The sequence below is a fragment of the Agromyces sp. NPDC058484 genome, assembly GCF_042720415.1.
Classification (GTDB): Bacteria; Actinomycetota; Actinomycetes; order Actinomycetales; family Microbacteriaceae; genus Agromyces.
This window is the reverse complement of the sequence record NZ_JBHXMP010000010.1, coordinates 45,778-71,200: the sequence shown is the minus strand read 5'-3', so window position 1 is coordinate 71,200 and position 25,423 is coordinate 45,778. Positions and strand designations below refer to the sequence as shown.

At 70.2% G+C, this 25,423-nt stretch carries 25 protein-coding genes; 17 read left to right on the top strand and 8 right to left on the bottom strand.

The features are described 5' to 3' along the window. The first annotated feature begins 7 nt into the window (after positions 1-7). Together ACFWN7_RS10010 and ACFWN7_RS10005 are read left to right on the top strand one after the other, a co-directional pair. Entirely contained in the window at positions 8-1,273 is a 1,266-nt protein-coding gene (locus ACFWN7_RS10010) for a hypothetical protein (protein WP_376938659.1), read from the top strand. 9 nt (positions 1,274-1,282) lie between these two features. Further along, a complete protein-coding gene (locus ACFWN7_RS10005) occupies positions 1,283-1,876 on the top strand; it encodes a 2-phosphosulfolactate phosphatase (RefSeq protein ID WP_376938658.1) in 594 nt (197 codons plus the stop codon). A gap of 22 nt (positions 1,877-1,898) precedes the next feature. Here ACFWN7_RS10005 and ACFWN7_RS10000 read toward each other — a convergent pair whose 3' ends face one another. From ACFWN7_RS10000 to ACFWN7_RS09980, 5 genes are all read right to left on the bottom strand, one after another. Continuing rightward, entirely contained in the window at positions 1,899-2,516 is a 618-nt protein-coding gene (locus tag ACFWN7_RS10000) for a CGNR zinc finger domain-containing protein (protein ID WP_376938657.1), read from the bottom strand. Positions 2,517-2,580: 64 nt separating this feature from the next. Continuing rightward, positions 2,581-3,078 (bottom strand): SprT-like domain-containing protein, encoded by a 498-nt coding sequence (locus ACFWN7_RS09995; RefSeq protein WP_376938656.1) that lies wholly within the window; start codon positions 3,076-3,078, stop codon positions 2,581-2,583. A gap of 46 nt (positions 3,079-3,124) precedes the next feature. After that, a complete protein-coding gene (locus ACFWN7_RS09990; RefSeq protein WP_376938655.1) occupies positions 3,125-3,535 on the bottom strand; it encodes a VOC family protein in 411 nt (136 codons plus the stop codon). Positions 3,536-3,572: 37 nt separating this feature from the next. Next, a complete protein-coding gene (locus ACFWN7_RS09985) occupies positions 3,573-4,001 on the bottom strand; it encodes a helix-turn-helix transcriptional regulator (protein ID WP_376938654.1) in 429 nt (142 codons plus the stop codon). Positions 4,002-4,028: 27 nt separating this feature from the next. Then, entirely contained in the window at positions 4,029-5,237 is a 1,209-nt protein-coding gene (locus tag ACFWN7_RS09980) for a PQQ-dependent sugar dehydrogenase (RefSeq protein ID WP_376938653.1), read from the bottom strand. A 47-nt stretch (positions 5,238-5,284) separates the two neighbouring features. Here ACFWN7_RS09980 and ACFWN7_RS09975 point away from each other — a divergent pair, with 47 nt between their 5' ends. From ACFWN7_RS09975 to ACFWN7_RS09905, 15 genes are all read left to right on the top strand, one after another. Further along, a complete protein-coding gene (locus tag ACFWN7_RS09975; RefSeq protein ID WP_376938652.1) occupies positions 5,285-6,043 on the top strand; it encodes a LamB/YcsF family protein in 759 nt (252 codons plus the stop codon). Continuing rightward, positions 6,040-6,672 (top strand): allophanate hydrolase subunit 1, encoded by a 633-nt coding sequence (locus ACFWN7_RS09970; RefSeq protein ID WP_376938651.1) that lies wholly within the window; start codon positions 6,040-6,042, stop codon positions 6,670-6,672. Before ACFWN7_RS09975 ends, ACFWN7_RS09970 begins: the two co-directional genes overlap by 4 nt. Then, a complete protein-coding gene (locus ACFWN7_RS09965; RefSeq protein ID WP_376938650.1) occupies positions 6,669-7,529 on the top strand; it encodes a biotin-dependent carboxyltransferase family protein in 861 nt (286 codons plus the stop codon). The genes ACFWN7_RS09970 and ACFWN7_RS09965 overlap by 4 nt, the downstream gene beginning before the upstream one ends. A 292-nt stretch (positions 7,530-7,821) precedes the next feature. Next, a complete protein-coding gene (locus tag ACFWN7_RS09960; RefSeq protein ID WP_376938649.1) occupies positions 7,822-9,198 on the top strand; it encodes an MFS transporter in 1,377 nt (458 codons plus the stop codon). Positions 9,199-9,212: 14 nt separating this feature from the next. Next, positions 9,213-11,300, top strand: coding sequence for a glycoside hydrolase family 3 protein (locus tag ACFWN7_RS09955; RefSeq protein WP_376938648.1), 2,088 nt, complete (start codon positions 9,213-9,215; stop codon positions 11,298-11,300). Continuing rightward, positions 11,294-12,133 carry a sugar phosphate isomerase/epimerase family protein gene (locus ACFWN7_RS09950; protein ID WP_376938647.1) on the top strand — a complete coding sequence of 280 codons (840 nt, stop codon included), beginning with the start codon at positions 11,294-11,296 and terminating at the stop codon, positions 12,131-12,133. Before ACFWN7_RS09955 ends, ACFWN7_RS09950 begins: the two co-directional genes overlap by 7 nt. Next, positions 12,130-13,173 (top strand): Gfo/Idh/MocA family protein, encoded by a 1,044-nt coding sequence (locus ACFWN7_RS09945; protein ID WP_376938646.1) that lies wholly within the window; start codon positions 12,130-12,132, stop codon positions 13,171-13,173. The genes ACFWN7_RS09950 and ACFWN7_RS09945 overlap by 4 nt, the downstream gene beginning before the upstream one ends. Then, the gene (locus ACFWN7_RS09940; RefSeq protein WP_376938645.1) at positions 13,170-14,336 is read left to right on the top strand and encodes a Gfo/Idh/MocA family protein; all 1,167 of its coding nucleotides are present in this window, start codon (positions 13,170-13,172) and stop codon (positions 14,334-14,336) included. The genes ACFWN7_RS09945 and ACFWN7_RS09940 overlap by 4 nt, the downstream gene beginning before the upstream one ends. Positions 14,337-14,372: 36 nt before the next feature. Beyond that, a complete protein-coding gene (locus ACFWN7_RS09935; protein WP_376938644.1) occupies positions 14,373-15,257 on the top strand; it encodes a sugar phosphate isomerase/epimerase family protein in 885 nt (294 codons plus the stop codon). Between the two features lie 46 nt (positions 15,258-15,303). Then, the gene (gene uxaC / locus ACFWN7_RS09930) at positions 15,304-16,704 is read left to right on the top strand and encodes a glucuronate isomerase (protein ID WP_376938643.1); all 1,401 of its coding nucleotides are present in this window, start codon (positions 15,304-15,306) and stop codon (positions 16,702-16,704) included. After that, a complete protein-coding gene (locus ACFWN7_RS09925) occupies positions 16,701-18,125 on the top strand; it encodes a mannitol dehydrogenase family protein (RefSeq protein ID WP_376938642.1) in 1,425 nt (474 codons plus the stop codon). The genes uxaC and ACFWN7_RS09925 overlap by 4 nt, the downstream gene beginning before the upstream one ends. A gap of 116 nt (positions 18,126-18,241) precedes the next feature. Further along, a complete protein-coding gene (gene uidA, locus ACFWN7_RS09920) occupies positions 18,242-20,014 on the top strand; it encodes a beta-glucuronidase (RefSeq protein ID WP_376938641.1) in 1,773 nt (590 codons plus the stop codon). A 30-nt stretch (positions 20,015-20,044) separates the two neighbouring features. Further along, positions 20,045-21,283 (top strand): D-mannonate dehydratase ManD, encoded by a 1,239-nt coding sequence (manD, locus tag ACFWN7_RS09915; RefSeq protein ID WP_376938640.1) that lies wholly within the window; start codon positions 20,045-20,047, stop codon positions 21,281-21,283. A gap of 4 nt (positions 21,284-21,287) precedes the next feature. Further along, the gene (locus tag ACFWN7_RS09910) at positions 21,288-21,806 is read left to right on the top strand and encodes a gluconokinase (RefSeq protein ID WP_376938639.1); all 519 of its coding nucleotides are present in this window, start codon (positions 21,288-21,290) and stop codon (positions 21,804-21,806) included. A 13-nt stretch (positions 21,807-21,819) separates the two neighbouring features. Further along, complete coding sequence (locus tag ACFWN7_RS09905; RefSeq protein ID WP_376938638.1) at positions 21,820-22,896, top strand: LacI family DNA-binding transcriptional regulator; 1,077 nt, start codon at positions 21,820-21,822, stop codon at positions 22,894-22,896. A gap of 128 nt (positions 22,897-23,024) precedes the next feature. On the opposite strand, the gene ACFWN7_RS09900 is transcribed toward ACFWN7_RS09905, so the two are convergent. The 3 genes from ACFWN7_RS09900 to ACFWN7_RS09890 all read right to left on the bottom strand — a co-directional run bounded on the left by ACFWN7_RS09900 (position 23,025) and on the right by ACFWN7_RS09890 (position 25,116). Then, positions 23,025-23,264: a hypothetical protein gene (locus ACFWN7_RS09900; protein ID WP_376938637.1), complete on the bottom strand. Its 240-nt coding sequence runs from the start codon at positions 23,262-23,264 to the stop codon at positions 23,025-23,027. Positions 23,265-23,324: 60 nt separating this feature from the next. After that, on the bottom strand, positions 23,325-24,179 hold the full coding sequence (locus tag ACFWN7_RS09895; protein WP_376938636.1) for a spermidine synthase: 855 nt from the start codon (positions 24,177-24,179) through the stop codon (positions 23,325-23,327). A gap of 175 nt (positions 24,180-24,354) precedes the next feature. Beyond that, positions 24,355-25,116: a spermidine synthase gene (locus ACFWN7_RS09890; protein ID WP_376938635.1), complete on the bottom strand. Its 762-nt coding sequence runs from the start codon at positions 25,114-25,116 to the stop codon at positions 24,355-24,357. Positions 25,117-25,423: the final 307 nt, after the last annotated feature.

Genomic DNA, 25,423 nt, shown 5'->3' with positions numbered 1-25,423 from the left:
TCCGCTCATGGCCGACGGACTCTGGTGGTTGCCCTCCCTCCTCGTCTTCGGTGCCGCGGCCGTCGCCCTCGTGGGCGGCGTGATCGGATTCCGGCGACTCGGCGCGGGCCGCGAACGCGCCGCCCTCGAGTCGGCTCGTGAGCTCGAGGTGCGCGCGAAGGGGCTCATCGTGCGGGCCGACACGGCCGTGCGCGAAGCCGACCGGGAGGTGGCGTTCGCCGAGGCGCAGTTCGGTGCGGCGGTCGCCCGCGACGTGCGGGACGCCCTCGAGACCGCGCGTCGACGCCTGCGCGGGGCGTTCCTGCTGCAGCAGCGGCTCGACGACGCCGAACCCGACACCGCGGGCGAACGACGAACCTGGAGTTCGCGGATCGTCGAGCTCTGCGAGTCCGCGCTCGACGCACTCGACACCGCCGAACACGGACTGGCGACCCGCCGGCGCGCCGAACGCGGGGCCGTCGACTCGGTTCCCGCCCTGCGCGAGGAGGCGGCGCGGCTCGAGCGCCGTCGCGACGAGGCCGCCTCGGCGTTCGACCGTCTCGCCACGCGATTCGCGCCATCGGCGCTCGGCGGGGCGCACGGGGCATCCGTTCGCGTCGATGCGGCGCTCGCGGCGGCATCCGCCTCGCTCGACGAGGCCGAGCGGCGCCTCGCCCGGGCCGAGCCGACGGCCGAGCTGCTCGCCGACGCGTCGGACTGGCTGGGTCGCGCCGGGCGCGACCTCGCCGAGATCGAGGGGATCGAACTCGACCTCGCCGCCGCGCAGACGGACGCAGCCGAGGCTGCCGCGGCGCTCGACGGCGAGCTCGTGGCGGCGAGGCACGAGCGCGACGGCCAGGACGACGCCGACGCGCAGTCGGCCCTGGGCGCGGCGATCGGGGAGGCCTCTGCGGTGATGGCGGCGCGTGCGGATGTCGCGGGCGACCCGTTCGCCGATCGCGACCGGCTGCGCGCCGCGCGCGATCGCCTCGAGGTGGCCCGTGCCGCGGCCCGGAACGCCCAGGGTCGTATCGACGGTGCTCGGGGGGCCCTCGGCGGCGCGATCGCGATCGCCGAGAGCCAGGCGCGTGTCGCCCGCGCCGCCATCGAACGCGGCGGTGCCCGGATCGGGGCCGACGCGCGCACGCGTCTCGCCGAGGCCGAGCGGCAGCTCGTGATGGCGCGGCAGGAGCCCGACCCCGTGTCGGCGCTCGACGCGGCACGACGCGCGGCGTCGCGTGCGAGCGACGCGGAGGCGCTCGCCGCCTACGACGCGATGGGAGACGGGCGTTAGCCTGTCGCAGTGAGCGATTCTGTGGCGCCCTGCGGTCAGGCGAAGTACCAGGTCCGGTTCGACTGGGGCGTCGCGGGGGCCGAGCGTATCCTGCCGGGCGCGCACGTCGTGGTCGTCGTCGACGTGCTGCCGTCGACCGGCGGCGAGGCGAGGGGCGAGGTGAGCGGCGAGGCGATCGCCGCCGGGCTGGCCGACCGCGACGTCGTCGTGCTCGCCGCGTCGCTTCGCAACCGCACGGCGGTGGCCCGCCGCATCCTCGAACTGCAGGAGCAAAGCGGCGAGCGGCTTCTCGTCGCGATCATCGCCGCGGGCGAGGCCGGCGGCGACGAACTGCGCTTCACGATCGAGGATCAGCTCGGTGCGGGTGCGGTGGTGGACGCACTCATCGCGCTCGGCATCGACCACACCTCGCCCGAGGCGGCCGTCGCGTGCGCGGCGTTCGAGGGCCTTCGGCACGCCGCCACTCACCTGATCGGTGCGTCGGGCAGCGCCGTCGGGCTCGTCGAGCAGGGGCGTCGCCCAGAGGTTCGGTCGGCCACCGAGATCGACGTGTCGACCGACGTGCCGGTTCTCGGCGACGGCGACGGCGGGCTGGGCGGATGACCGACGGCCCCATGGACCGGCGTCAGGCCGCCGCGGGCCGGCCGGACCTGCGCGCGCGGGCGCGGTGCGCGCGCACCTTGGCCCGGTTGCCGCAGCGCTGCATCGAACACCAGCGGCGGGTCGCCGCCCGCGAGGTGTCGAGGTAGACGATCGTGCAGTCGCTGCCGTTGCATTCCCGGATGCGACCCGCATGCGCCGGGTCGAAGAGGTCGACGGCATCGCGCGCGATCGTCGAGAGCGCCTGGCCGACGGTCTGCACCGATCGACCGGCCTGACGGGATCCGCCGGCGAGTGCGGGCGGGATGTCGGGCGTCGCCGCGTAGAGGTTCACGAGATCGATCTCCTGGACACGTGCGGGCTCGCCGCGAGCGGCCGATCGCGCCATCCGTCCGATCGCGTCGCGCAGCGAGATCGCGTCGAACAGTTCTCGGGAACGGGCGGCACCCACGGCGACGGGGAACCGCTCGCGGAGCCAGGCCGTGAGGTCGTCGGGCACGTGCAGGAGCTCCCGTGCGGGGTCGCCGCCGATCGGGCCGGTGTAGACGAAGTCGAGCGCGAACGAGCCCGAGTCGAACCACCAGCGCGTGCCGTCGGTCGTCAACCACTGCCCGACCGGGATCGAGACGGTGGAGACGGGCACGCAACCACTCTAGCCGGTTAGGTTGCCGCATCACTCGGCGGCCGCGCTCGCGCCCCCGCCGGGCTCACTCGGCGGCCGCGCTCGCGGCCCGCCGCCGCACCGCCGAGGTGATCTCGCGATGATGCCAGACGATGAGGTTCGCCAGGTCGAAGCCGCGGCGGCAGATGCCGCAGCTCAGCGGGCGATGCGGTTCACGGTAGCGGAAATGCTCGTGGCCCGCCGGACACCGGCCCACCCATGACGCGAGCTCGTGCGCCATCTCGCCGTCGTGCGTGCGACGGCCCACGTAGCCGAGATCGGCGGCGATCGTCGCCCACCGGGGGCCGTGACCCGCGCGGGGGCCCGACAGCGCGTGCGCCACCTCGTGCAGGAGGATCTGGTAGATCTCGTCGTCGTCGTATCGCGCCGCGAGGTAGCGCGACACGGAGATGCGATGCGCGGTGTAGTTGCAGAGCCCCGCGCGCTTCTTCGCGTTGTCGAAGCCGAAGCTCCAGATCGCCGGATCGAGATGCAGCACGATGAGGGCCTCGGCCCACCGTCGCACCCGCTCGAGATCCGCCATGGGATGAGGATAGACCCGCCCGACGACACGCAGGTGGCGGCGCGGATCAGGCGGCGGGCGCCTGCGCGATCCGGACGGTGTTGCCCGACGGGTCGCGGAACGCGCAGTCGCGCGGTCCCCAGCCCTGGTCCATCGGCTCCTGCAGCACCTCGGCGCCCGAGGAGCGCAGGGTCTCGAACGCCGCGTCGAGGTCGTCGGAGCGGAACACGAGCAGCGGCAGGGAGCCCTTGGTGAGCAGCTCCTGCAACGCGTCGCCATCGGCCTGCGAGCGGCCCGCGTGCGGCACCGAGAGCACGATGCCGAGGCCGGGCTGGGCATCGCTGCCGAGGGTGACCCAGCGGAACCCGCCGGAGGACACGTCGTTCTGCACGTCGAGGCCGAGCGCATCGCGGTAGAAGGGAAGCGACTCGTCGACGTCGTTGACGGTGATGTTGAGGTACTGGAGTGCGATGGTCATGTCGGCGACGTTACGCGGGTGCCCGACCGGCCGCTTCTCAGATCCTGCTCGATGCGTTCCCGCTCGACGTGCTGCGCGCCGGACGCGTGAGCGTCTTCGCGACGAACGGAGGCATGGCCATGATCGCCTCGTGCTCGTGTCTCCGGTACTCCGACGGGGTGATGCCGACGATCTCGGTGAACCGCGAGCTGAAGGAGCCGAGCGAGGTACAGCCGACGGCCATGCACGCGTCGGTGACGCTCATGCCCACCCGCAGCAACGCCATCGCACGTTCGATGCGGCGAGTCATCAAGTAGCTGTAGGGCGTCTCGCCGTAGGCCGCCCGGAACTGGCGCGAGAAGTGCGCGGGCGACATGAGCGCCTTCTCGGCCATGGTCGGCACGTCGAGCGGCTTCGCGTACTCCCGGTCGATCAGGTCGCGGGCACGCCGCAGGTGCGCGAGGTTCTCGAGCTCCAGCGGGGTCATGGTCCGACGCTAGCACCGGCGTGCAGGCTATGCCGGGGCGAGCGGCACGCGGTAGAGCCGATCGTCGCCCGGCGTCGGCGATCCGCGTCCGTCGGTGTTGTTGGAGATGAACCAGAGCTCGCCGTCGGGGCCGGCCGTGACATCCCGCAACCGCCCGAGCTCGCCGGTGAACCACGGCGCCGCCGAGAGCGGGCCGCCCGCCGTCGCCGGGGCGACCGACCAGAGCCGCTCGCCACGGAGCGCGGCGAGGAACAGCGTGTCGCCGACGATGGCGAGGCCGCTCGGGCTCGCCTCGCTCGTCGACCACTGCATCACGGGGTCGACGAACCGCCCGTCGCCGGCCTGCCCCTCGACGACCGGCCACCCGTAGTTCGCGCCGCGGCTGATGCGGTTCAGCTCGTCCCACGTGTTCTGCCCGAACTCCGCCGCCCACAGGTCGCCCGCGGCATCCCATGCGAGGCCCTGCGGATTGCGGTGCCCGAACGACCAGGTGAGGTTGCCGAACGGGTTGTCCGGCGCGGGCCGCCCTTCGGGCGTCATCCGCAGGATCTTGCCCGAGAGGGAAGCCGGATCCTGCGCCGCATCCCGGTCGCCGGCGTCGCCGGAGGTCGCATAGAGGAACCCGTCGGGGCCGAACGCGATGCGACCGCCGTTGTGGTTGCCGGCCTTGGGGATGCCCGTGAGCAGCTCCTCGGGCGCGCCGAGGCCGAGCGACCCGGGGGCGCCGGCGAGCGGCATCCGCACGATCCGGTTGTCGGATGCCGCGGTGAAGTACGCGTAGACGTAGGCGGGCCGCTCCCCGTCGGCGGCGAGGAACGCGAGCCCGAGCAGGCCGCCCTCGCCGCCGGGCACGACCCCGGGCACGACCCCGGGCACGGTGCCGGCCACCCGCAGCGAGCCGTCGCCCCGCACCTCGACGACGTTCGCGGTGTCGCGTTCGCTCACCAGCACGCCGCCGCCCGGCAGTCGCAGGATCGACCACGGCGCGTCGAGGCCCTCGGCGATCACCTCGGGCCCGCCGGCGGGCAGCAGCACGGCCGGCGGCGTCGTCGGCGTCGCGGGAGCGGGGGTCGCCGGGGTCGGCGCCGGCGTCGACGGCAACGGGGTCGGGGTGGGGATGGGCGCCTGCGTGCAGGCGGCGAGCGCGACGACGGCGGCGGCGATCGCCAGCGCGGATGCCGCCCGCCGGCCGGTCGCGCGGCGGGGCGCGGCCCCCGTGCTCGTCGCTCGTGGCATCCGGCCTCCCCGTCCCAGTCTGCAGGGCGCTCGGCCAGAATGGGAGGATGAGGCCTGCGATCGACCTGAACAGCGACCTCGGCGAATCGTTCGGCCCGTGGCGCGTCGGCGACGACGAGGCGATGTTCGCGCTCATCACCAGCGCGAACGTCGCGTGCGGGTTCCACGCCGGCGACGCCGTCACGATGGCGGCCAGCGCGCAGCTCGCCGTGCGCAACGGCGTTTCGCTCGGCGCGCATCCCGGGTACCGCGACCGCATCGGCTTCGGCCGGCGTGCACTCGACACGAGCCCCGCCGAGCTCGCGGCCGAGCTCCTCGTGCAGCTCGGATCCCTCGAGGCCCTCGCCCGCGTCGCGGGCACGCGGGTGCGCTACGTCAAGGCGCACGGCGCGCTCTACCACCGGCTCGCGGCCGACGAGGCCGCGGCGCACGCGTACGCTGAGGCGGTCGCCGCCTACGACCCGGGCCTGCCGATCCTCGGCCCGCCGGCGAGCGCCATCGAACGGGCAGCGGATGCCGCGGGCCTCCGCTTCGCCCGCGAGGCGTTCGTCGACCGGGCGTACGCGCCCGACGGATCGCTGCTCGCCCGGGGCGAACCCGGCGCCGTCATCGGCGACCCGGCCGCCGCGGCCGAGCGTGCACTCGAACTCGCCGAGACCGGGGGGATCGCCGCCGTCGACGGCGCGCGCGTCGACCTCCTCCCCGACTCGCTCTGCCTGCACGGCGACACCCGCGGATCCGTCGAGATCGCGCGGACCGTGCGCCGCGCCCTGGAGGGCACCGTCGAGCTCAGGCCGTTCGCATGAGCCGCCGGCTGCTGCCGAGCGGCGAGGCCGCGCTCCTCGTCGAGTGCGACTCGCTCGACGAGGTGGTCGCGCTGCACGACGCGCTCGCGGCCGACCCGCGGCCCGGCATCGTCGAGCTCGTGCCCGCCGCACGCACGATCCTCGTCTCGATCGATCCGGCCGTGCTGCCCCTCGAGTCGGCCGCCACCTGGGTTCGGCGCATCCCGGCCGAGGCCGGCTCGCGCACCGCGGGCGCGAGTGCCGAGCCCGTGACGATCCCGGTCGCCTACGACGGCGACGACCTCACCGCCACGGCGGGCCTGCTGCGGGTCTCCGACGAGGCGTTGGTCGCCCGCCACACGTCGATCGAGTGGCGGGTCGCGTTCATCGGCTTCGCGCCGGGATTCGGCTACCTCGTGAGCGACGGCTGGCCGTTCGAGGTGCCGCGCCTCGACGCGCCCCGCACGCGCGTGCCCGCCGGCGCGGTCGCGCTCGCGGGCGCGTTCGGCGGCGTCTACCCGCGGCAGAGTCCCGGCGGCTGGCGGCTCATCGGCCGCACCGATGCGGCGCTCTGGGACCCCGAGGCCGACCCGCCCGCGCTCCTCGTGCCGGGTCGGCGCGTGCGATTCGAGGCGATCGGCGCGGGATGATCCGCCTGAACGTCGAGCAGCCCGGAGCGCTCGCGCTCGTCGAGGACCTGGGGCGGCCGGGGCTCGCGCACCTCGGCGTCCCGGCATCCGGCGCGCTCGACCGCGGCGCGCATGCGCTCGCGAACCGTCTCGTCGGCAACCCCGACGGCGCGGCCGCGCTCGAGTTGCTCATCGGCGGGTTCCGTGCCCGCTTCGAGGGCGAGACGTGGTTCGCGGTCACCGGGGCGTGGGGGAGCGTCGTCGTCGACGGGCGCGCCGTCGCGCCTTACACGGCGGCCCGGGTCCGAGACGGATCGGTGCTCGAGATCGGGGTCGCGGAGCGCGGCATCCGGTACGTGCTCGCCGTGCGCGGCGGACTCGACGTGCCGCGCGTGCTCGGCTCGCGTTCCCGGGACACGCTCGCCGGGCTCGGCCCCGACCCGGTCGTCGCCGGGCAGATGCTCGCGATCGGGGCGGAGCCCGAGACATCCGTGCCGCTGATCGACCAGGACGTCGCGTTCCCGCCGCCGCAGGGCACGGTCACGCTCGCGCTGCTTCCGGGCCCACGGGCCGACTGGTTCACGGATGCCGCGGGCGCGACGCTCTTCGAGGCCGCATGGCGCCTCTCGGAGCAGGCCGATCGCATCGGGGCACGCCTCCTGGGCCCCGCCCTCGAGCGGCGCCGCGCGGGCGAGCTCGCGAGCGAGCCGACGGTGCCGGGGTCGATCCAGGTCTCGGGCGACGGCCGGCCGACGATCCTGCTCGCCGACCGCCCGGTGACGGGCGGCTACCCCGTGATCGCGATCGTGGCGCCGCAGTCGCTCGACGCGGTCGCGCAGCTCCGGCCCGGTCAAGCGGTGCGCTTCCGGCACGTGTGAGCGGTCGATCATGCGTCTGCCCACCACGGGAGTGAGCATGGCGCAGCCCACCGCGACGGACGCGCACAGCCGACGGCAAGCGATTGTCAACTGGGTTGCTGCATGCAATACGCGAAACGGAGGCCCGAACTCAGATTGTCGTGAAGAATATGTGGCAACCGGTTGACAACCTCCGCTACTCGTTGTTCAATGGCCATGTCGATCTCTCACTCCCGTGGGAGGTCGGGCATCTCAGACAAAGGAGTTCAGATGCGTGCCACGCGATCGCAGCACCAGGGTCGGGCAGGTTTCCATGCGTAAGCCGCTCGACGCCACCCAGGCCCAGGCCACCTACGGAACCAACACGGCCGCAGTTCCTCGCGTCGAAAAGGTGAAGGGCCGAGGCGGCGGCCTTGTCGCCCTGGCCTTCGCAAGCATCGTCGACGGCTTCGAAGGCGGTCTGGTCAACACCCTGTTCCCCGTCATCCGCGACTCCCTCGGGCTGCAGACGAGCGCCCTCGGCATCCTGACGGCGATGAGCCGCTTCGCCCGCATGCTCTTCGGTCCGATCTGGGCGGGTCTTGCCGACCGGTTCGGGCGCAAGAAGATCCTCTTCATCGCCACCGGGCTGTGGGGGCTATGGACCATCGCTGCCGGCTTCGCGCAGGACTCGATCCAGCTGTTCATCCTGTACGGAATCGGCGTGATCGGCACCGTGGCCAGTGAGCCGATCGCGAACGGCCTGATCGTCGACATGTACGGCCGCAAGGAGCGCGGCAAGGCGTTCGGCATCCTGCGGACCATCGCCACGTTGGCGTCCGTGGTCGCGACCCCACTCATCGGCCAGTTCGCCAACGTCGAGGACGGCTGGCGCTACGGCATGTTCGCGATGGGCGGCATCAGCGTGCTCTCCGGCATCCTGATCCTCCTATTCGTTCACGAACCGAGGCTGCACACCCCGGTCGGGGCGATCGACCCCGAGGCGATGAAGTTCAACTTCCGCGACGCGGTGGGGCTGCTCAAGAACCGCACGATTCTGTTCATGGCGATCCAGGTCATGCTGACGACAAGTCTCGTGCTGTTCGCGTTCTTCGTCGTGTTCTGGGTCGACGAGCGCGGCTGGACGACGGCGGATGCCGCCCTGCTGCTGGGTGTCTTCACACTCGGTGCCGTCATCAGCGGGCTGATCGGCGGATTCCTCGGCGACTGGTTCGACCGCAGGTTCGGGCCGCGCGGTCGCGTCATGATGATGCAGGGATACCTCGCCGCCTACGCCGTCGGCACGCTGCTGCTGTTCCAGATCGACTGGGGCCACGGCATCGCGGCCTACGTCGCGGTGTTCGTCATGGGACTGATCTCGTCGATCGGCCACCCGGGGGCGGTGCTGCCCATCGTCGGATCCGTCGTGCACAAGAGCGTCGTGGCGACCGCCTACGCCCTGATCTTCTCGTTCGTGCAGGGTCTGTTCGCGGCGCTGCTCAGCCTCGCATTCGGCTTCCTCGCGGACTCGCTGGGACTTCAGACGCTGATGTTCTGGATCATCTCGGTACCGTACGCGATCAACGCGGTGCTGTGGACGATCATGTACCGGATCTACCCGCCGGATGCCGCGCGGCAGCGTGCGCTCGACGAAGCCGAAGCAGAAGCGCTCGCCGCCGAGCAGGCGCAGGAACATGAGAGCAAGGCATGACGTCGACGGGAACCGTGACCGCACAGCCCGAACTCGGCTCGCGCTCGAAGGCGATCATCGAGGTCGACGGGCTGCGGTTCCGGGATCTCGACGGCGACGGCGAACTCACTCCATACGAAGATTGGCGGCTGACCCCTCGCGAACGCGCCGAGGATCTTCTGACGCGACTGAGCGTCGAGCAGAAGGCGGGGCTGATGATCATCGGCTCCCACTACATGCACGGGTCGCCGTTCGTGGCCGAGAATGGAGGGCTTCCCGACTTCCGATCGGATCCGTCGGTGCTCACCCGCAGACCGGTCGCCGACGCGTCGGGATCGTTTCTGCGCGCGGAGGACGGCTACTCCACTCGGCAGACGATCACCGGCGAGCCGCTGGCAGAGCCGGCGCTGCACGCGGCGAGTTCGCGCGGCGCGATCCAGACGCGCCACCAGCGCCGTCTCATCGTGCGCGACAATCCCACGGCGGCCGATCTCGCGGCCTGGTCGAACCAACTGCAGGAACTCGCCGAGGACACCGAATTCGGCATCCCCGTCATGCTCACCTCGAACCCGCGCAACCACGCGGGGAACACAGCGGTGATGGGCATCGAAGAGGCATCCGGCGTGTTCTCGGAGTGGCCGGGCGAACTGGGCCTTGCCGCCCTCATGGACGAAGAGGCCGTCGAGGAGTTCGCACGCGTCGCCCGCCGCGAGTGGCGGGCGTCGGGGCTGCATAAGATGTACGGCTACATGGCGGATGTCCCCACCGAACCGCGGTGGAGCCGGTTCAGTGGGACGCTCGGTGAGGATCCCGCACACGTGGGAGCGTTGATCGCGGCGATGGTCCGCGGTTTCCAGGGCGAGACGCTCGGTCGGGATTCGATCGCCCTCACCGTCAAGCACTTCCCTGGCGGCGGCGTGCGCACGGACGGCCACGACCCCCACTTCGCGTGGGGGCAGGACAATGAGTACCCGACGGCGGGAAGCCTGGAGAAGTACCAGCTGCCGCCCTTCGAGGCTGCGATCGACGCAGGCGTCGCATCGGTCATGCCGTACTACTCCAAGCCGGTGAACTCCTCTGCGGGCCAGCTGTCCGATGACCTGCGCGGCGACGACGAGCAGTTCGAGGAAGTGGCCTTCGCCTACAACACGGCGCTGCTGACCGGGTTGCTGCGTGAGAAGCTCGGCTTCAGCGGTTACATCAACACCGACTCCGGTGTGCTGCACGGGATGGCGTGGGGTGTTCAGGAACTCACCTCGGTCGAACGCTGGGTGAAGCTCGTGCGAGCCGGGAGCGATGTCGTCAGCGATGAACTCGACCCAGCGAACCTCGTCGCGGCGCTTCGCGCCGGTGCGCTAGAGGAGCATGAGCTCGATCGTCCGATCACCCTGCTGCTGCAGGAGATGTTCGCCCTCGGCCTGTTCGAGAACCCGTACGTGGATGCCGAGAAGGCGGAGACCGTCACGACGGATCCGGTCGCCCGTGCGGCAGCCGAGGCGGCCCAGCGCCGGTCGGTCACGCTGCTGCGCAACGACCGCGGTCTGCTGCCGCTCACCGATGACGGCACGCGCATCTATGTCGAGGCGTTCGCCCGCATGGGGGCGGAGGGCTTGACCCGGACGCTGCGGACGGCGCTGGCCGATCGGATGGGCGCGGACCGGATCGTCGACGATCCGAGCCAGGCGGATGTCGCAGTCGTGTGGGTGCTCCCAGTCATCTCGCTCTTCGGCGGCGACGACCGACCCGGAGCCCCGATCTCGGTGGAGCTCGCCGACCGTGGGATCGATGTGGAGCGAGTGAAGGCGATCGAGGATGCCGTTCCCACGGCGCTCGTCGTCAGCTTCACCAATCCGTGGGTGATCGCCGATGTAGAACCCGGCGCGGCTGCGGTCCTCGGAACATTCGGCATCACGTCGGCGAACCTCGCCGCGGTCCTCACGGGCGAGGACGCCCCCGGTGGGCGCCTGCCGCTGACCGTGCCGCGTGATGCGGCCGCGGTGGCGGCGTCGCCGCGCGATGTCCCCGGCATGCAATGCGGCGACGACTACGTCTATGTCGACAGTGCCGGCAGCGCGTATGCGTACGGTTACGGTGTCCTCGGCGAGAACGGGAGAGCATGGTGAACCTCGCCTGGAACCTCTCGGGCTTCGGCGACGAGATCGACCCAGACCCGGTCGTGCAGGCCGCCGTCCTCACGGCCCTGGGTGCTCGGCACATCGAGGTGCGCTCGGCGTGGGGGGTGAACGTCGTCGATCTCGACGATGATCAGCTCACCCGCCTGCGCGACATCCTGAACCGCGCCGACATGCGGGTTTCCGCGGTCGCCTCGCCCATCGGCAAGGTGGACGTCGCCCTCGATGCCGATCTCGAAGTCCAGCGTCTGCGCCGCATCATCCGGGTGGCGCAAGCGCTTCAGACCCGCAGCATCCGGGTCTTCTCGTTCTTCCGCGGTGAGGGCGTGCCGGTAGAGGCGATCCGCGACGACGTGCTGGCGCGGATGAGGCTGCTCGCCGACGAGGCAGAGCGTGAGAGCGTCGTGCTGCTGCACGAGAACGAGAAGGACATCTACGGCGACACCCCCGAGCGGGTGCTCGACCTCGTCGAGTCCGTCGGCTCGCCCGCGCTGCGCCTCGCCTGGGACAATGCCAATTTCGTGCAGGTGGGCGTGCGTCCCTTCACCGACGGGTACCGGATGCTGCGCCCGTACGTCGACTACCTGCAGGTCAAGGACGCGATAGCCGACACCGGCGAGGTCGTGCCGGCGGGCGACGGCGACGGCGAGCTCCGCGAGACGCTCGCCGCCCTGCGCGACGACGGATACGCCGGATTCGCCTCGCTCGAGCCGCACCTCGCCTCGGGATTCGCGCTCGGCGGCTTTTCCGGTCCCGAGGCGTTCGGGCGCGCGGCGCGCGCGTTCCGGCGCCTCACCGACGACCTCGGCGTGGATCTGGCATGAACCGGCCACTTCGAGTCGCGGTCGTCGGCTGCGGCGATATCTCGGTCGTCCACCTCGACGCGATCGTCCAGGCCCCCGAAGCCGAGCTGGTGGGAGTGAGCGACACCGACCAGGGCCGCCGCGAAGCCGCGGCGGCCGCGCACGGCGTCGTCGGCTACGCCGATCACCTCGAGCTGTTCGCGCAGGTCCGGCCGGACGTCGTTCACGTGTGCACCCCGCACGCCGAGCACGCCCAGGTCGCCGTCGACGCGCTGGAGCGCGGCATCCACGTGCTCACCGAGAAGCCGCTCGCGGCGACCCGCGAGGACGGTACACGCATGGCCGAAGCGGCCGCGCGCAGCACCGCACAGCTGGGCGTCTGCTTCCAGAACCGGTACAACACCGCCGTCCGGCGGGCGAAGGAGATCCTCGACTCCGGTGAGCTGGGCGATGTGCACGGCGCCCGTGCCTCGGTGCTGTGGCATCGCGCAGCCCCGTACTACCGTTCGCGCCCGTGGCGCGGCACGTGGGCCGGCAGCGGGGGCGGGCTGCTGATGAACCAGGCGATCCACACCGTCGACCTGCTGCAGTGGCTCGTGGGCGACGTCGCTGCCGTCACCGGCAGCGTCGCCACCCGCGTGCTCGGCGACGTCATCGAGGTGGAGGACACCGCCGAGATGGTCCTCGAGCACGCGAGCGGCGCGCGAAGCGTGCTGTTCGCCACTCTCGCCCACATCGAGAACGCCCCCGTCGAGATCGAGGTCGTCGCCGAGAACGGGCGCCTCCTGATCCGCGGCGACCTCGTGGTGACCCGTGCCGACGGTTCGACCGAACACGTCGTGGAGGACGCGATGGGAAGCGGCGATCGCGCGTACTGGGGCGGCGCGCACGTGCGTCTCATCCACGACTTCTACCGGTCTCTCGATGGCCCTGTGCCCTTCTGGATCGACGCCTTCGAGGCGCAGAAGTCTCTCGAAATCATCCAAGACGTGTACGAACAGTCCTATCCCGAACGGTTCGCGCCCTCACCGGCGCCAGCAGAATGGAGCACCACCTCATGACCGGAAAGATTCGCCTCGGCATCATCGGCCTCGGCGCCCAGGGCGGCATCTACGCGCAGCTGATCCAGGCCGGACGCGTGCCCAACATCGAGGTCGGGGCGATCTGCGACCACGACCCGGCCAAGGCGGACGAGGCCGAGAAGCTGTGCCCCGGCATCCCGTTCTTCACCGACTATCGCGAGATGCTCGAAAGCGGCACCGTCGACGCGGTCGTGACCACAGTGCCGCACTACCTGCACCCCGAGATGGGGATCGCCGCGATCGAGCAGGGCATCCACGCCCTCGTCGAAAAGCCTGCGGGGGTCTACTCCAAGCAGGTCGCCGAGCTCAATGCCGTAGCCGCCGCGCACCCCGAGGTAACGTTCGCGCTCATGTTCAATCAGCGCGCGAATCCCCTTTACGTGCGCCTGAAGGAGATCATCGACGCGGGCGAGATCGGCGACATCCTGCGCAGCAACTGGATCATCACCACGTGGTGGCGGCCCCAGGGCTATTACGACCAGAGCCAATGGCGCGCCACCTGGGGCGGCGAAGGCGGCGGCGTCCTCGTGAACCAGGCGCCGCACCAGCTGGATCTGTGGCAATGGCTGTGCGGGGTGCCCAAGACGGTCTACGCCAAGGCCGCATTCGGGTTCCGCCGCGACATCGCCGTCGAGGACGAGGTGACCGCCCTCGTGGATTACGGCAACGGCGCCACCGGGGTGTTCGTCACCGCCACCCACGACATGGTCGGCACAGATCGCCTGGAGATCCTCGGCACCGCCGGCAAGATCGTCGTGGACGACAGCAAGACCGCCACCGTCACGCGCCTGACCAAGCCCGAGCGGGAGCTCAGCGCGAGGATGGACATGCAAGACGTCATGAAGCTGTTCATGGGGCAGGGCGACCCCACCGAGTTCTACACGCAGGAGTCGATCGAGTTCGACTCGCCGTGGGGTGCACAGCACGCCGACGTGCTGCAGAACTTCGCCGCCGCCATCCTCGACGGCGCCGCGCTCATCGCCTCCGGCGCCGAGGGCATCCGCGGCGTACGGCTGGCCAACGCCATCCACCTGTCCAGTTGGACGGGCCGGGAGGTGCCGATCGACTTCGACGAGGACGAGTTCCTCGCCGAGCTGAACGCGCGCATCCAGACCGAGGGACGCTACGCCGCGCGCGGCTGACCGACCCGCAGAGCAGAACCGACACGAGGAGACGACATGGCGAAGATCGGTGTTCAGGCGATGATGCTGAAGGACAGCTTCGGTGAGATCGGGGTGTTCGACACGCTGCGGGCCGTGCGTGACATCGGCTACCGGGCGGTGGAGGTCTCGCAGCTGCCGATGACCCCCGAGAACGTCGACCAGCTCGAACAGGCGCAGGACGAGCTCGGCATCGAGATGGCGGCGCTGTCGGCGATGCTCGCCATGCCGGCGGGAATGCCGGGGGAATCACTGACGACAGACTTCGACAAGATCGTGGCCGACTGCGAACGACTGAATGCCACGTATCTGCGGATCGGCATGCTGCCCTTCGACGCGATGGCCTCACTGGAGAAGGTGCTCGACTTCTGCGACGCGACGGAGCAGGTCGCCGAGCGCCTGGCGGATCACGGCATTCGGTTGTACTACCACAACCACCACATCGAGTTCGCGAAGTACGACGGGAAGTACCTCCTCGACATCATCGCCGACCGTTCGCCGAGCGTGGGCCTGGAGGTCGACGTGCACTGGGTGGCGCGCGGGGGTCTCGATCCGGTGCGGACACTGCAGAAGTACGGCGAACGGGTCGCGATGGTGCACCTCAAGGACTATCGCATCGGGCAGCTCGCGCCCGACGCGTTCGCCGCGCTGTCCCGGGGCGACTTCGCCGCCTTCCAGGCCGCGTTCGCCGGGGTCGTGCAGTTCGCCGAGGTGGGGGAGGGCAATCTCGACTTCGCCGCGATCATCCCTGAAGCGGTTCGGATCGGCGCCCGCTACCTGTTCGTCGAACAGGATGACCTGTATGGGCGCACGCCGCTGGAATGCCTGCAGACCTCGTACGACAACCTCGTGGCGCTGGGCTTCGGAGAGTTGTTCCGACCGCAGGAGCTGGGCGCGGGGTGACCCGATCTCCCCAGCGCTCTGCCCGAGACCGACTTCAGGAGACTTGATGCATCTTCAGCTCGACCCAGACCGGCTGCTTCCCGTCGATCCAGAGACGAGGGCGATCGCTCGGGATCTCTACGAAAGCGTGGAGCACCTGCCGATCCTCTCGCCGCACGGGCACGTCGCGCCGTCACTGCTGTGGGATGATGCACCGTTCAGCGACCCGGCGAGCCTCTTCATCACCTACGACCACTACGTGACGCGGCTCCTGCATGCGGCGGGCGTCGACCTCGGGCGGCTCGGCGTGGGAACGGCGCAGGGCGCAGACCCGCGCACGGCCTGGCGGTTGTTCTGCGAGAACTGGCACCTCTATCTCGGAACGGCTTCCGGGTACTGGCTGGCTCACGAACTCGTCACCCTGTTCGGCATCTCGACCGAGCCGTCCGCGGAGTCCGCCGACGTCATCTACGACCTGATCGCGGGCCGGCTGGACGATGACGACTTCCGCCCCCGGGCGCTGTTCGACCGGTTCGGAATCGAGGTGCTCGCGACGACGGACGATCCCATGGACGACCTCGAGGTGCACGCCGCGCTGGCTGCGGACCCGACGTTCACCGCACGTGTGCTGCCGACCTTCCGTCCCGATGCCTACCTGGATCCGACCTCGCCGGCCTTCCCCGGCAGCGTCGAGCGTCTCACCGCATCCGCCGGGGCGGCTATGGACGACTTCGCAGGCTACCTCGCCGCGCTGCGGGAGCGCCGGGCGCACTTCATCCGGCACGGTGCGGTGTCGGCCGATCACGGCGTGCGTGAACCCCTCACGCTCGCCCTCGACGCATCCGATGCGGCGGCGCTGTACCGCGGGGCGGTCGCGGGCACGCTCGACGCTGATCAATCGCGCGCGTTCACCGCGCACATGCTGTTCCAGATGGCGCGGATGAGCGTGGACGACGGCCTGGTGATGACGATCCATCCGGGGGTGCAGCGCAATCACTCCACCTCGACGTTCGATCGTTTCGGGCCCGACACGGGGCACGACATCCCGATTGCGACGGAGTACACGAACAACCTCCGTCCGCTGCTGGAAGCGTTCGGCCTGGAGAAGGACTTCCAGCTCATCCTGTTCGGCATCGACGAGACGGTGTTCTCGAGGGAGGTTGCGCCGCTGGCCGGCTTCTACCCCAGTGTCTTCATCGGCGCACCCTGGTGGTTCCTGGATGCTCCGGATGCCGTGCACCGCTTCCGCTCGGCGGTCACCGAGACCGCCGGTTTCTACCGCGGGTCCGGGTTCATCGACGACACGCGAGCCTTCCTCTCCATACCCGCTCGGCACGACATGGCGCGCCGACTCGACGCCGGGTTCCTCGCGCGGCTGACCCGCGAGGGGCGGCTGACGCATGCCCAGGCCGAACGCATCGTCGTCGACCTCGTCGACGCCATTCCGCGGAAGGCGTTCAAGCTATGAGAACGACTCAGGAATTCCGCACGACCCGGCTGTCGCGGGCGGCGCTCGCCGGCACGGGTGCCGCTGCGTCTTCCGCGCCCGTGCGCATCGTGCACGTCGGCCTCGGCGCGTTCGCGCGAGCACACCAGGCCTGGTACACCGCGCAGGTCGACGAGCGCGGCGAGTGGGGCGTGGCGGCGTTCACCGGCCGCAGCGCCACCGTCGCCCGGCAGCTGGCCCCGCAAGACGGTCTCTACAGCGTCATCGAGCGGTCCGCCGACGGTGACGACATCCACATCGTGACCAGCGTCGTCGAGGTCGACGACGGCGCCCGGGTCGACCGGTTCGTCGAGCTGGTGACGGCGCCCGACACGGCGATCGTGACGCTCACCGTCACCGAGCCGGGATACCGACTGCTGGCAGACGGAACACCCGATCCCGACGACAGTGCTCTCGCCGCAGACGTTCAGATGCTCCGGAAGGCCCTGGCACGCCCGGAACCGACGAACGTCGACCTCGGCAGCGCCCCGACGACGGCCCTCGGCCGCCTGGTGCTCGGGCTCGCCGCGAGGCGACGCGCAGGATCGGGCGCGATCGCCGTCGTGCCGTGCGACAACATGCCCGACAACGGTCCGTTCGTGCGCCGCGGCGTCGTCGAGCTCGCCCGCGCCGCGAGCGCCGATGACGCGGCGTGGATCGAGGAGAACGTCTCGTTCGTCTCGACCTCGGTCGACCGGATCACGCCGCGCACCACCGACGCAGACATGGCCGCGGTGACGGACCGGACCGGGTGGATCGACGCCTCGCCCGTGGTCACGGAGCCGTTCCACGACTGGATCCTCAGCGGGAAGTTCCCGGCGGGACGGCCCGAATGGGAGCGGGCCGGAGCGCGCTTCGTCGACGACATCGAGCCGTTCGAGCGTCGCAAGCTGTGGCTGCTCAACGGCTCGCACAGCCTGATGGCGTACACGGGTCTCGTGCGGGGCCATGCCACGGTTGCCGAGGCCATCGCCGATGAGGTCACGCGCAGCGAGGTGCTCGCGCTGTGGGGCGAAGCCGCACGCCACCTTCCGCGCGAACTCCTGGATCTCGATTCGTATCAGAGAGCCCTGCTGGAGCGGTACGAGAATGCGCGCATCGAGCACCGACTCGAGCAGATCGGGATGGAAGGCGTGGCGAAGCTGCGGGTGCGGATCGTGCCGGTGGCTCGGGCCGAGCGCGACGCAGGTCGCGGCGCAGAGGCATCCGCTGTCGCCATCGGAGCCTGGATCGCGCTGATCCTCGCTGGTCGTGACCTGCCCGATGCGCAGCGCGACACCGTCCTCCGCGCCGCTGCGGCGGAGGATCCCGTGCATGGTCTCGTCACCGTGCTCGACCCGCAGCTCGCCGACGACGTGATGTTCCTCGATGCGGTACGCGCGGTCGTGAGCGAGTTGTCATGAATATCGTCGTGAACAGAAATGGCAATCGCTTGCCAAGAAGGCCTGCGCATGGTTGGATGAAACCTCGAGCGAACCTTCCGACGCTCGCCGCATCATCGCCCTGAGGAGAGAATTCAATGCTGAAGCCCCGCTCCACCGCCACGCGCGAACTCGTCCGCCTCGACGGCCTATGGCGTTTCGCGCTCGACTCGAACGTCGGGAAGACGCCATGGACGGCGATCCTCGACACGACGCTCGAGGCGCCGGTGCCGGCGAGCTACAACGACCTCTTCACGGATGCCGCGATCCACGACCACGTCGGGTGGGTGTGGTACCAGCGCCCTGTGCGTGTGCCGCGCGGATGGGCCGGGGAGCGGGTGTTCGTGCGGCTGGACGCGGCGACCCACGAGGGACGCGTGTACGTCGACGATCAGCTCGTCGCGGAGCACGTCGGCGGCTACACGCCGTTCGAGGCCGACATCACCGACCTCGTGCGTCCGGGCGAGGAATTCCGCCTCACCGTCGGGGTGAACAACGTGCTGACGAACGAGACGATCCCACCGGGCAGCGTGAAGGTCGACGAGAAGGGCCGCAGGAAGCAGACCTACCTGCACGACTTTTACAACTACGCGGGCCTCGCCCGATCCGTCTGGCTCTACAGCGCGCCGGCCACCCGGGTCGACGACATCACCGTCGTGACCGACGTCGAGGGCTCGACCGGTCTGGTTCGCTATGACATCGTCACCACGACCGATGCAGACGTGCGGGTGCGGATCCTGGATGCCGAGGGCGTCGAGGTAGTCACCGCCGAGGGTGCGACCGGCGTCGTTCGCATCGACGACGTGAGGCTCTGGCAACCCGGCGCAGCGTACCTCTACGAGCTGGTCGCCGAGGTGCTCGAGGGCGCTGAGGTGGTCGACAGCTACCCGCTGGCGATCGGCGTGCGCACCGTGCAGGTCCGGGGCAACCAATTCCTCATCAACGGCGAGCCCTTCTACTTCACCGGCTTCGGCAAGCACGAGGACACCGCCGTGCGGGGCAAGGGCCATGACGACGCCTATCTCGTGCACGACATCGAGCTGATGAAGTGGATGGGGGCGAACTCGTTCCGCACCTCGCACTACCCCTATGCGGAAGAGGTGCTCGAGTACGCCGACCGCCAGGGCATCGTGGTCATCGACGAAACCGCGGCCGTCGGACTCAACTACTCGATCGTCGGCGGATTCCTCGGGGGGCCCGTCGTGCCGACATTCGGCCCCGACTCGGTCAACGAGAAGACGGGCGAGGCGCACGCTCAGGCCATCCGCGAACTTGTCGCCCGCGACAAGAATCACCCCAGCGTCGTGATGTGGTCGATCGCCAACGAGCCCGACTCGAGCGTCGACGAGGCCCGCGAATACTTCGAGCCGTTGGCCGCTCTCACACGCGAACTCGACCCCACACGCCCGGTCACCTTCGTCAATGTCATGCTGGCTACGGTCGGCAAGGACAAGATCGCGGATCTCTTCGACGTGCTGTGCCTGAACCGCTACTACGGCTGGTACATCGACACCGGCGACCTCGAGGCCGCCGAAGCCCACCTGGAGGCCGAACTTCGAGGCTGGGAGGCCATGTACGGCAAGCCGATCATCATGACCGAGTACGGCGCCGACACCGTCGCCGGCCTGCACTCCGTTCTCGATCAGCCCTGGACGGAGGAGTACCAGGTCGCGTACCTGGACATGAACCACCGCGTGTTCGACCGGATCGAGTCGTTCGTCGGCGAGCAGGTGTGGAACTTCGCCGACTTCCAGACCGCGGCGGGAATCATTCGCGTCGACGGAAACAAGAAGGGCGTGTTCACGAGGGACCGCAAGCCCAAGGCCGCTGCGCACGCGCTGCGCGCCCGTTGGACCAAGCTCGAGAAGTAGCATCCGCACAGCACGATCACCTGGAGCATCATGATCATCGACAAAGCCGACGTCATCGTTACGAGTCCCGACCGCAACTTCGTCACGTTGAAGCTCACGACCGATGACGGTCTCACCGGCCTGGGCGATGCCACTTTGAATGGTCGGGAGCTGGCCGTGGTCGCCTACCTGACCGAGCATGTGGTGCCGCTGCTGATCGGGCGCGACGCGCATCGGATCGAGGACACGTGGCAGTTCCTGTACCGCAGCGCGTACTGGCGGCGCGGGCCGGTGACGATGGCGGCGATCGCCGCGGTCGACATGGCGCTGTGGGATCTGAAGGGCAAGGCGGCCGGCCTGCCGGTGTACCAGCTGCTGGGCGGTGCATCGCGGACCGGGCTGCTGGCGTACGGGCACGCATCGGGCAAGGATCTCGACGAGCTGTTCGACAGTGTGCGCGAGCATCAGGAACAGGGGTACAAGGCGATCCGGATCCAGACCGGGGTTCCGGGGCTGAAGTCGATCTACGGTATCGCGTCGAACGCGACGTACGAGGCGAACACGGGCGTGCGGTACGACCACGAGCCCGCGCAGCGGGGGGCGCTGCCGAACGAGGAGGACTGGGACACCCGCAGCTATCTGCGGCACGTGCCCACGGTGTTCGAGGCCGTTCGGAACGAGTTCGGTCCCGAGCTTCCGCTGCTGCACGACGGCCACCACCGGATGACGCCGATCCAGGCCGCCCAGCTGGGCAAGTCGCTCGAGCCGTACGACCTGTTCTGGCTGGAGGACTGCACGCCCGCCGAGAACCAGGAGGCGCTGCGGCTGGTGCGCCAGCACACCACCACGCCGCTCGCGCTCGGCGAGATCTTCAACACGGTGTGGGATTACCAACAGGTCATCCGCGAGCAGCTGATCGACTACGTGCGTAGCGCGGTGACGCACACCGGTGGCATCACGCACCTGAAGAAGGTGCTCGATTACGCGTCGCAGTACCAGATCAAGTCGGGTATGCACGGCCCGACCGACATCTCGCCGGTGGGCATGGCCGCGGCGATGCACCTGGGCCTGGCGATCCACAACTTCGGCATCCAGGAGTACATGAAGCACGGGCAGAAGACCGACCAGGTCTTCCAGCAGTCGTTCACCTGGCAGGACGGCATGCTCCACCCCGGCGACAACCCCGGCCTCGGCGTCGAGCTGAACCAGGACGAAGCCGGCAAGTACCCGTACGAGAAGGCGTACCTGCCGTACAACCGACTCGCCGACGGCACCGTCCACGACTGGTGAGACCGTGCCTGACGACAAGAACGTGAGCCCGGCACCACGGGTCGTGGTGATGGGCGTCTCGGCGTCGGGCAAGTCGTCGGTGGGCAGGGCGCTGGCAGAGCGGCTGAATGCGTCGTTCGTCGATGCGGACGATCTGCATCCGCGGGCGAACGTCGAGAAGATGACGGCGGGCATCCCGCTGGACGACGCCGACCGGGCGCCGTGGCTGGAGGTCGTCGCCGAGCGGCTGGCATCGACCACCGGCGGAAGGGGAACCGTCGTCGCCTGCTCCGCCCTGAAGCGCGCCTATCGCGACCGGCTCCGCCAGTCGGCACCCGACACGGTCTTCGTGCATCTGACGGGATCCGCCGCGATGCTCGGTCTCCGTGCCGGCGACCGCAACGGTCATTTCATGCCGATGAGCCTGCTGCAGTCGCAGTTGGATACGCTCGAAGCTCTCGGTGACGATGAGGCCGGGTTCGCGCTCGATGTCGCCGAATCGGTGGCCGAACTCGCACGCGAGGCGGCGGAGCGGATCGCATGAAGGGGCGCAACAGATGCTTTCGGACACGATGACCGGTCCGGCGTTCGACAAGGCCGACGAGATCCTCGCGCGGATCCGCGAACGCGGCGGTGCAGCGACGATCTACGACATCGCCGAACTGGCGGGGGTGAACCCGTCCACCGTGTCCCGGGCGCTCGGCAAGCCCGGCCGTATCAGCGCCGCCACCGCGGAGAAGGTGCACAAGGCTGCGGCGCGACTCGAGTTCCGTGCGAACCCCATGGCGCGGGCACTGCAGACCGGCCGGACCCGCATGCTGGGACTGGTCGTCGCCGACATCACCAACCCCGTCGTGTTCGACATCGTCCGAGGTGCCGAGGCCGAAGCGGCCGCCGCCGGCTACACGCTCGTGATCGCCGAGTCGCAGGAATCGAGCCTGAACGAGGCCGAGGCGGTCGAACGGCTGCTGCCCAGCGTCGACGGCCTCGTGCTCGCCACCACCCGCATGGCGGCGGACAGCATCGACGAGGTCGCCCAGCGCAAGCCCGTGGTGCTCATCAACCGAGCCCTCGACGGAGTCGAGAGCGTGCTGCCGGATGTCGAGACCGGAGTGGAGGAGATCCTCGACCATCTCGCCTCGCTCGGGCATCGGTCGGTCGCCTACCTCGCCGGCCCCTCGACGTCGTGGATCAGCGCTCGGCGCTGGTCGGCCATCCTCGCCGCCGCTGAGCGGCGCGACGTCGCCATCGTCGAGATCGGTCCGAATGCGCCGACGATCGCGGGCGGGCGCGAAGTGCTGCGCCGCGTGATCGCCTCGCGCACGACCGCCGTCATCGCGTTCAACGACCTCATCGCAATCGGCCTCATGCAGGAGGCCGCGACACAGGGGATCGTGGTGCCCGACCGCCTCAGCGTCATCGGCTTCGACGACATCTTCGGAAGCGAGCTGATCGTGCCGGCGCTCACGACGGTGCGCACCGACCTCGTGACGGCCGGACGATGGGCCGTGAAGCTGGCCCTCGACGGCGTGACCACGACGGCGAGCGACGACTCGCACGTGCCGCCGCTCGGCCTCCTGCCGACGGAACTGGTCGTGCGGGGATCGAGCGGCGCCGCGCCGACGCACCGATGACGCTGCCAGGATGCCGCCAGGCCTGATGCGGCCCGTCGCGGCCCGCCGCCGTACCGCAGGCGTGATCTCGCGACGACGCCAGACGATGACGTTCGCCCGGTCGAAGCCGCGGCGGCAGAGGCCGCAGCTCAGGAGGCGCCGAGGTTCGCGGTGGCGGAAGTGCTCGTGCGCCGCGGGGCAGCGACCCACGACACCGAGATGCGCCTCGCGGTGTAGTTGCACAGCCCGGCCCGCTTCTTGGCGTTGTCGAAGCCGAAGCTCCACACGTCGGGATCGAGATGCAGCGCGATCAGGGGTTCCGGCGCACCTGAAGCGTCGGCCGGCGAACTCGCCTCAGCGGCCCGGGACCCGTTGTGCGACGTCGCCACGCAGGCGGGCTCGCCACCGTCTCCGCCGTGGTTCGCCGAGATCGATCAGCCGTCGATCGCTCAGTGCTTCGTGAGGAAGACCGAGCGCGCTGGCGGCGGGGAGGGCACCGCCGTGGCATCCGTCACCACCGGGGCACCCGCGACGAAGCGGCGAAGCTCGTCGCCGTCGACGAGCTTCGCCGGTGCGGGATCGCTCGCGAGGCGCCGCGGCATCCCGGCGAACGGCGGTTCGTCGTGCGAGGCGTACATGACGACGTTGCCGAAACGCCGGCCCTTCAGCATCGACGTGTCGGCGGCGATGGCGACGTGCTCGAAGACGTGCGAGAGCGTCGCCACCTGCGATCGGGCGAACGCGAGCCCCGCGCCGTCGGCGACGTTCACCGCGGCGATGCCGCCGGGTGCGAGCCGCGGCGACACGAGCTCGTAGAACTCCACGCTCGTCACGTGCGCGGGTGTGCGCGCCCCCGAGAAGATGTCGACGACGGCGACGTCGACCGCGCCGTCCAGGCCGTGCGGCAGCTTCTGCAGCACCTCGCGCGCGTCGCCATGACGCACCCGCACCTGCGTGCCGCGCGGCAGCGGGAGGTGCTCGCGCACGAGATCGACGAGTTCGGACTCGAGCTCGACCACCTGCTGGCGTGATCCCGGGCGGGTCGCCGCGACGTAGCGGGGCAGGGTCAGCGCGCCGCCGCCGAGGTGCACCGCGGTGATCGGCTCGCCCGCGGGCCGCACGAGATCGATCGCGTGGCCGATGCGCCGGACGTACTCGAAGCCGAGCCAGTCGGGGCGGTCGAGTTCGACGTGCGACTGCGGCGTGCCGTCGACGTAGAGGGTCCACGAGCCCGGAGCCTGTCGCGACTCCTCGAGGCGCGCGAGGTGGCCGCTCACGGCGAGTCGGCGTTCGAGGTCTGACACGGATGCCACGCTACCCGCGCCCTGGGCGGTCACGCGCCATCCACCCGTGCCGTGCCGAGGGTGCACGTCTCGCCCTCCTTCGGGCGGCGAGTGCACTCTCGGTGACGGCCACGGCCCGTGCCCGCCGTGTCAGGCGCGCCGGCACGGGTGCCCCGGCGTGCGGGGTCGAGGCTCCTCAGCACGCGCCCCGCAGCGCCGCGTCGAGTCGGTGCCCGGTGAGCACGGCAGCCGGGAACGGACCCGCTTCGGCGAGCTTATCGGCAAGCCCGACCGGCAGGCCACCGGGCGCGGCGACGAGGATCGCGTTGCCCTCCTCCGCGCCCGAGAGCACCGAGGGGTCGCTGGCGACGAGCAGCTCGGCGGACGGGTCGGCGCGGGCGAGGGCGCGTGCCTGCGCCCGCAACCGCGTGAGTCCGGGCGCGTCGGCCACGTTCACCACGACGAGTCCGCGGGGAGCGAGGAGCCCGAGGCATCCGCTCATGAACGACACCTCGTCGACGAAGGCCGGAGCCTCGAGGCGCGCGTAGAGGTCGACGATGACGACGTCGACGGGCGGTCGCGTTGCAAGTGGTGCGAGCACGTCACGGGCGTCGGCGACCAGCACCTCGATTCCGGATGCCGCGGCCAGCGGCAGCCGCGAGAGCACCGCCCCGACGAGCTCGGCATCGTGGTCGACGACGACCTGCCGGGATCCGGGCCGGGTGGCGGCGATGTACCGGGCGAGGGTGAACGCGCCGCCGCCGAGATGCACCGCCGCGACCGGCTCGCCCGCCGGCCGCATCGCGTCGATCACGTGGCCGATGCGCCGGACGTACTCGAAGAAGAGCCGGGTCGGATCGGCGGGGTCGACATGCGACTGCGCGGCGCCGTCGACGAGCAGCGTCAGGCCCGACGGCGAGAACACGTCGGCCTCGAACTCGATGCGGGGACGCGCCATGCCTGCATCGTGCCACGCGTCCGCCTCTCGGGGTGCCTTTCGGCCACGAACGCTGGATGTCGGCGCAGATCATGGCCGGAACACACCCTTCGAGCACGCAGCGCGGCCGCAGCGAAGCGAGGTTATACCCGACATTCGCGAAGAGGTCAAGAATCAAGCTGGACATGGCGGGCCGGATGGCATATAGTTGATCTTTGCGCTCCCAGACCCACCATGCCTTCATATTGCGGTCGGCTTCGCGTGCCGGGGTTCATGACCTCGAGCATCCGCATACGTCTGAGGGGTATCACCACTCTCCGCTACCGAC

Coding starts and splice junctions, on each gene's coding strand:
- ACFWN7_RS10010 (WP_376938659.1), top strand. CDS start 8: ATGGCCGACGGACTCTGGTGGTTGCCCTCCCTCCTCGTCTTCGGTGCC.
- ACFWN7_RS09995 (WP_376938656.1), bottom strand. CDS start 3,078: ATGGCGGATCTCGAGCGGGTGCGACGGTGGGCCGAGGCCCTCATCGTG.
- ACFWN7_RS09990 (WP_376938655.1), bottom strand. CDS start 3,535: ATGACCATCGCACTCCAGTACCTCAACATCACCGTCAACGACGTCGAC.
- ACFWN7_RS09985 (WP_376938654.1), bottom strand. CDS start 4,001: ATGACCCCGCTGGAGCTCGAGAACCTCGCGCACCTGCGGCGTGCCCGC.
- ACFWN7_RS09980 (WP_376938653.1), bottom strand. CDS start 5,237: ATGCCACGAGCGACGAGCACGGGGGCCGCGCCCCGCCGCGCGACCGGC.
- ACFWN7_RS09975 (WP_376938652.1), top strand. CDS start 5,285: ATGAGGCCTGCGATCGACCTGAACAGCGACCTCGGCGAATCGTTCGGC.
- ACFWN7_RS09970 (WP_376938651.1), top strand. CDS start 6,040: ATGAGCCGCCGGCTGCTGCCGAGCGGCGAGGCCGCGCTCCTCGTCGAG.
- ACFWN7_RS09965 (WP_376938650.1), top strand. CDS start 6,669: ATGATCCGCCTGAACGTCGAGCAGCCCGGAGCGCTCGCGCTCGTCGAG.
- ACFWN7_RS09960 (WP_376938649.1), top strand. CDS start 7,822: ATGCGTAAGCCGCTCGACGCCACCCAGGCCCAGGCCACCTACGGAACC.
- ACFWN7_RS09950 (WP_376938647.1), top strand. CDS start 11,294: ATGGTGAACCTCGCCTGGAACCTCTCGGGCTTCGGCGACGAGATCGAC.
- ACFWN7_RS09945 (WP_376938646.1), top strand. CDS start 12,130: ATGAACCGGCCACTTCGAGTCGCGGTCGTCGGCTGCGGCGATATCTCG.
- ACFWN7_RS09940 (WP_376938645.1), top strand. CDS start 13,170: ATGACCGGAAAGATTCGCCTCGGCATCATCGGCCTCGGCGCCCAGGGC.
- ACFWN7_RS09935 (WP_376938644.1), top strand. CDS start 14,373: ATGGCGAAGATCGGTGTTCAGGCGATGATGCTGAAGGACAGCTTCGGT.
- uxaC (WP_376938643.1), top strand. CDS start 15,304: ATGCATCTTCAGCTCGACCCAGACCGGCTGCTTCCCGTCGATCCAGAG.
- ACFWN7_RS09925 (WP_376938642.1), top strand. CDS start 16,701: ATGAGAACGACTCAGGAATTCCGCACGACCCGGCTGTCGCGGGCGGCG.
- uidA (WP_376938641.1), top strand. CDS start 18,242: ATGCTGAAGCCCCGCTCCACCGCCACGCGCGAACTCGTCCGCCTCGAC.
- manD (WP_376938640.1), top strand. CDS start 20,045: ATGATCATCGACAAAGCCGACGTCATCGTTACGAGTCCCGACCGCAAC.
- ACFWN7_RS09905 (WP_376938638.1), top strand. CDS start 21,820: ATGCTTTCGGACACGATGACCGGTCCGGCGTTCGACAAGGCCGACGAG.
- ACFWN7_RS09890 (WP_376938635.1), bottom strand. CDS start 25,116: ATGGCGCGTCCCCGCATCGAGTTCGAGGCCGACGTGTTCTCGCCGTCG.